Origin of the sequence: Sphingomonas sp. PP-CE-1G-424, from assembly GCF_004341085.1 — a bacterium.
Lineage (GTDB): Bacteria > Pseudomonadota > Alphaproteobacteria > Sphingomonadales > Sphingomonadaceae > Sphingomonas.
Genome location: NZ_SLXW01000025.1, coordinates 1 through 4,837, shown reverse-complemented (window position 1 = coordinate 4,837; position 4,837 = coordinate 1). Strand labels below are relative to the sequence as shown.

Annotated in this window: 5 protein-coding genes; all 5 read right to left on the bottom strand. The window is 67.2% G+C overall.

The features are described from left to right. Window positions 1-140: 140 nt before the first annotated feature. Entirely contained in the window at window positions 141-698 is a 558-nt protein-coding gene (locus tag C8J43_RS21695) for a lysozyme (RefSeq protein ID WP_207893487.1), read from the bottom strand. 31 nt (window positions 699-729) lie between these two features. Then, a complete protein-coding gene (locus C8J43_RS21690; protein WP_133032633.1) occupies window positions 730-1,239 on the bottom strand; it encodes a hypothetical protein in 510 nt (169 codons plus the stop codon). Next, complete coding sequence (locus C8J43_RS21685) at window positions 1,236-1,520, bottom strand: hypothetical protein (protein ID WP_133032632.1); 285 nt, start codon at window positions 1,518-1,520, stop codon at window positions 1,236-1,238. The genes C8J43_RS21690 and C8J43_RS21685 overlap by 4 nt, the downstream gene beginning before the upstream one ends. 15 nt (window positions 1,521-1,535) lie before the next feature. Continuing rightward, window positions 1,536-3,227, bottom strand: a complete 1,692-nt coding sequence (locus C8J43_RS21680) for a hypothetical protein (protein ID WP_133032631.1) — start codon at window positions 3,225-3,227, stop codon at window positions 1,536-1,538. Beyond that, on the bottom strand, window positions 3,224-4,837 hold a 1,614-nt coding region (locus C8J43_RS22115), incomplete at its 5' end, for a hypothetical protein (protein ID WP_165899738.1). The genes C8J43_RS22115 and C8J43_RS21680, both read right to left, overlap by 4 nt.

The window sequence follows — 4,837 nt, the reverse complement described above, 5'->3', positions numbered from 1 at the left end:
CCAGATGGTGCGGCTCTGCCACCAGGTCTTGGTATCGAACATGGGTGTCTCCGGATCGCGGACGCGCGCTGCCAGCCCGCAGCGTGAGCGCAGGGATGATTCATGGCTGGTGATGATGAGGCCCGGAAACGGGCCGGGATCTAGAAGGCGAGCTTGCCCGTCAGGCAGAGCGCCCGCTCGTTGGTTCGCCGGTTGATCAGGCCCTGCGACACCTTGCCGCCTGCCTTGATCCACCCGGGCACGGTCGAGACCTGCCCCTTGGCATTGGTGATGGTGAAGTATGGGCCGAGCGCCGCGCACCCGCCGAGCATGTCGCCGGCCGCGAACCGCTTGGCCGCGGTCGAACCGTTCCAGCCGGTGACGCCGATGTTGTAGGCGAACACCACCGCGGCCGCGAGTTGCCAGGGATGACCCTTCAGCGCTGGCGCGCGCTTCAGCACCGCCGGCCCGAAATCGCGAGTCATGCGCTTGTCGAGGCGGACCTCGCAGCCACGCACGGTCTCGACCATGCCGGACTTCACGTTCTCGGTATCGCCATCGCAGATCGTCCAGACGCCGGCGATATCGCGATAGGCCCGGAGCTGCGGCTTGGGGCCGCTCTCGAGCGGCGGAATAACGGCCAGCACGATTGCGGCCGCGGCCGCGCCGATCGTGCCGACAAGCCCCGTCCCTGCTGCCAACTGACGCTTCGTTGCCATCGATGTTCTCCTGGTAGTGGGCCGCGAAAGATCAGCGACCGATGGTGCGGGCGCCCTCGATGCGCGCAACGCGGGTATTCAGATCGAGCAGCTGGTCGTCCTGGCGCCGGCTGCGATCGCGCGACGTCTCGATCGAGTCCCGATTGCGACCGATCTCCGAGCCATGCTGCGCGAGGACCTCGCGCACGGCCGAGACCGCCTGCGTATCCTCGCGCTGGCCGATCGACGTCGCATCGAGCTTGGCAAGATACGGACCGCACAGACAGCCGACGACGAGCGAGATCCCGCCGAACAGCGCCAGGCCGTTCTTGAACAACTCGGATCGATCGCGCGCCTTACGGTCGCCCTCGTCCCGGATCTCGGCCTTCACCGCCTGGGCACGCTCGGCGACGCGGCCGTCGGTCTGCGTCAGGCCGTCGACCAGCTTGTCGAGCTTGCCACCGAATGCGCCCATCGCGCCGTTCAGTCCTTTGACGTCCTCGCCGATTGCCTCGACGCTGGTCTCGAGCCGCGCGACGCGGTCCGGAATATTGGCCGTCATGCGCGTTGCTCCACTCCAACCGGCGCGATCGTCACGCCGCCCGACAACCAGGTCTGCACCGGCTCGGCCGGGAAAACCTGAAACCGCTCGAGCGCGCTCAAATCGCGGTCATCGAGACACCGGACATTGACGAGATAGCCCGCCAGCTGGGCGGCTCCGCCGGTACCGGGCTTCGGCGCGATCGTGCCGACGACGTCGATCTCGAGGAGTCCGGGATCGCGATCGATCGCGAGCGCTGCCCAAGCGTCCTCGTCCTCGAACCGCAGGTTGAGGTCGCGCATATTCGTTCCTGTCATTTACCGAGCGGCCGTCATGCCTTCGACGGTCAGCGAGCAGTAGCTGATCGTCTCGAGTGCCAGATCGACCGAGAATTCCTTGAAGAAGCCGTAGACGATGAGGCTGTTGTACCCGTCCTCACCGATCCAGACCGCCGGCACCGCCCGGATGCTCGCGACGCGCAGCTGGATGGCGTCGACGTCGTCCGTGTCGACCTTGGTCTTGGCGGTCATGCGCTTTGCCCAGCCGCGTTCGACGACCGTGGTAACGCCGAAATCATCGGTTGACCGCTTGCTGAAATCGGTGATCCCGATCGAGGCGCCCGCCTCGGTCAGGCCGAGGTCGACCATGTTGCCGATCACAAGCGCGCCGGCCGTCACCAGGGTCGACAGCGTGGCCCCTGCTATCGTGACGGTGATGGATGCGTTCGCCGGGTTGGGCAGGCCAAGGAAGATGAGCGATGCCGGATCGATCCCGTTGGTCGACTGCGTCTGGTCATAGACGCTCGCGCCGTTCGCGGTGATTTGCACGCGGACACTCGCCGCGGTCAGCTCGAGCACGGCAAGCGAGTCGACCGGGACGTCGGGCCGCAGAGTGACGCTGATCTGGCCGTTCGCTCTTGCGAGCGACCCGATCGCGCCGTCGAACAGCGCCCAGCGGTTCGTTGGCGCGATATCCAGCCACCACTTCGCGTCGGTGAGCGAATGCGCCAGATTGTCCGCCTGCAGGCTTTCATAGATCCGCGTCCCGTCCGGAACCTCGACCAGGCGGACCTGCGCGATGATGTTACCGTTGAGCGATGCGGTCGGCACCACCGCCTTGCCGCCCTCGACCTTCGTCGGCAGATCCTGCGTCGTGCCGTCGGCGAAAGTATATCGCGCGGTGTACGCGCCGTCGCCGACACCCTTGGCGGCCCAATTGAGCGTGAGGACGTCGGCCGCGCGGGTCGTGGCGGCACTCGTCGTCGGAATGTACGAGCTGGCGGTGGATCCACGCTCCATCTGCGCACCGAAGATGTCGGCCGCCTTGTTCGGAACGCCGTCGAGGCCAGGAACGCCCGATACCGCGAGAACCGAGCAGTTGCCGCCGACGTCGGCCGCCATGACCCGAACGACCTGCTGCCGGGTCCAGGTTGCCGGCGTCGTCGTCACGATGCCGGCATTGTTGGCGCCGTTGTTCTGCCCGCGGACAGCCAGGCCGAGATTCGCGGCCGCGCCGATCGCCTTGCGGTAGACCGAGAAGACCCACATCTCGCCAGCGCCGGTCGCAACGTTATGCGGCTGCCAGCGGCCGAACCCGGTGGAAACGGTCACCCTCGTCGACGTCGTACCGTCCGGGGCGGGGCTTCCGGCGACCGAGGTGGCACCGTCGCTGTTCCATCCCGTGCTGACGTCACCCGACGACCGCAGATAGTTGGTGGCCTGCGGCTCGACCCAGAGGCCGACGCAAACCCCGTTCACGCACTCGAACCGTGCCTGGTCGACCCCGACCGTGGTCAGCACGCCGTTGAACGCGGTGTAGGTGCCCGACGAGGCGCGGGTGAGCGTCGCATCGACGAGCGTGCCGATCGTGAAGTCGAACGAAATCAACCCGCGGGCGCGGGCACCTTTCGCAAAGCTCGTGCCGGGCTTCCACGGCGTGCTGTCCGTCTCGGCCAGGCTCGAGGCGAACAACATGGCGTTGGTGATGGTGCGGGGTGCGATCACCTTCATGCCGCGAGCACCGTCACTGCGGTGCCACCGTTTTCCATCGTGACGTTGTCGAGAATGCGGTTGGTCTTTTTATTCTCGCCCGCAATCGCCGCGTTGCCCGTATTATTCTCGCTACGCATCTGCCGTACCTCTTCGCGAAGGGTCACGAGTTCGCTGACGATCGCGTCATTGTTGGCGACCGGCGTGCTGGCGGCCTGGCTAGCGGCCCCCGCGGCCAGCAACGCGCTCGAGCTGGTCTTCCCGCTCGGTGCCTGTCCGAGCTTCTCGTTGGTCGCCTCGAGGCTTGCCGCGGTCATGGCCTGCAGGCGCGCCAGCTCCTGGCGGCTGGTCGCGACGTCGGCCGCGGCGGTGAGCAGGGATTGCGACAGACCGGGCAGCAGCTTGGCGGCTTCGATATCGCCGCCCCGCGCAGCATTGGTCGCCGCGTTGAACTGCCCCTGCAAGGTCGCGAAGCTGTTGTCGGTGCCGGTGTCGGCCAGGCCGCGGATCCGCTTGATCTCGTCGCTGATGCTCGTGCCGACCGCGCCCCATGCGTCCGCGAGGGTCTGCGCTGCCTGCGCCGCTGCCTCCGCAGCCGTCTGCGAATCCTGAAGCGTCCAAATCTGCTCCTGGAGCGCCCGGTTGCTGGCATCGAGGCCGGCGAGATCGAGCGCGCGGATCGCCGCGGTATCGCCCTGCAGCTCGAGCAGCTGCCGGTTGAGCCCGTCGCGCTGCTGCGCGGTCGCATCCGCAAGCGCCTTCGCCGAGGCGGCCGCTTCGTCCTGTGCGGTTTTCTGTGCAGCCAGCGCGGCATTCTGGTCGGTGATCGCCCAGATATTCTGCTGAAGCGCGCGGTTGCTCTCGTCCAGCTTGGCAAGATCGAGCGCGCGGATCGTCGCGGTATCGCCCTGCAGCTCGAGCAGCTGCCGGTTGAGCCCGTCGCGCTGTGCCGCAATCGCGGACTCGGCGTCCGCTGCCGCTTTCGCCGCGGCGGTCGCCGCATCCTGGGCAACCTTCTGATCAGCGAGTGCCCAGATATTCACCTGGAGCGCGCGGTTGGTCTCGTCGAGCTTGGCGAGATCCAGCGCACGGAGCGCCGCGGTGTCGCCCTGCTGCTCGAGCAGCTGGCGCTCGAGGTCCTTGCGCTCGCTGAGGATGTCGGCCGCGCTCTTCGCGCCCGCCATCGACGTTTGCAGATCGGCGAACGCCGGCGCGAGTTTCAGCAGCGTCGCATAGGTCGACTGTCCGGCCGACGTCGTCAGGTCCTGCGCCTCAACCAGTGCGCGGAACGCCGCCAGCGTTGCCGGCATCGCCATGCCGAGGCTGGCGAACACACCGGACATCTGCGCGGTCTTGGCGGCCGCCTGCTCTTCCTTGGAATAGTAGGTCTGGAAATATGCGCCGGCCGCATCGGTCAGCGCCGAAACGCTGTCGAACTGATCGGCCAGCGCGAGCTTCACGCCGATCCCCATCGCCTGCGCGTTGGTGCCGAGCATGTCGAGCGATGCGCCGACCGCCTCGACGGTAGACGCGACGCGCACCAGCGTTTCGAACGTGCCTTCGCCGACCTTCTGGAACTGAGCGACCGCCGGGAATGCCGCGGCTGCCATGCCATCGGCCGCGGCGCCGAA

Excerpts from the sequence above, each read along its gene's own strand:
- C8J43_RS21695 (WP_207893487.1), bottom strand. The coding sequence starts at position 698 with ATGGCAACGAAGCGTCAGTTGGCAGCAGGGACGGGGCTTGTCGGCACG.
- C8J43_RS21690 (WP_133032633.1), bottom strand. The coding sequence starts at position 1,239 with ATGACGGCCAATATTCCGGACCGCGTCGCGCGGCTCGAGACCAGCGTC.
- C8J43_RS21685 (WP_133032632.1), bottom strand. The coding sequence starts at position 1,520 with ATGCGCGACCTCAACCTGCGGTTCGAGGACGAGGACGCTTGGGCAGCG.
- C8J43_RS21680 (WP_133032631.1), bottom strand. The coding sequence starts at position 3,227 with ATGAAGGTGATCGCACCCCGCACCATCACCAACGCCATGTTGTTCGCC.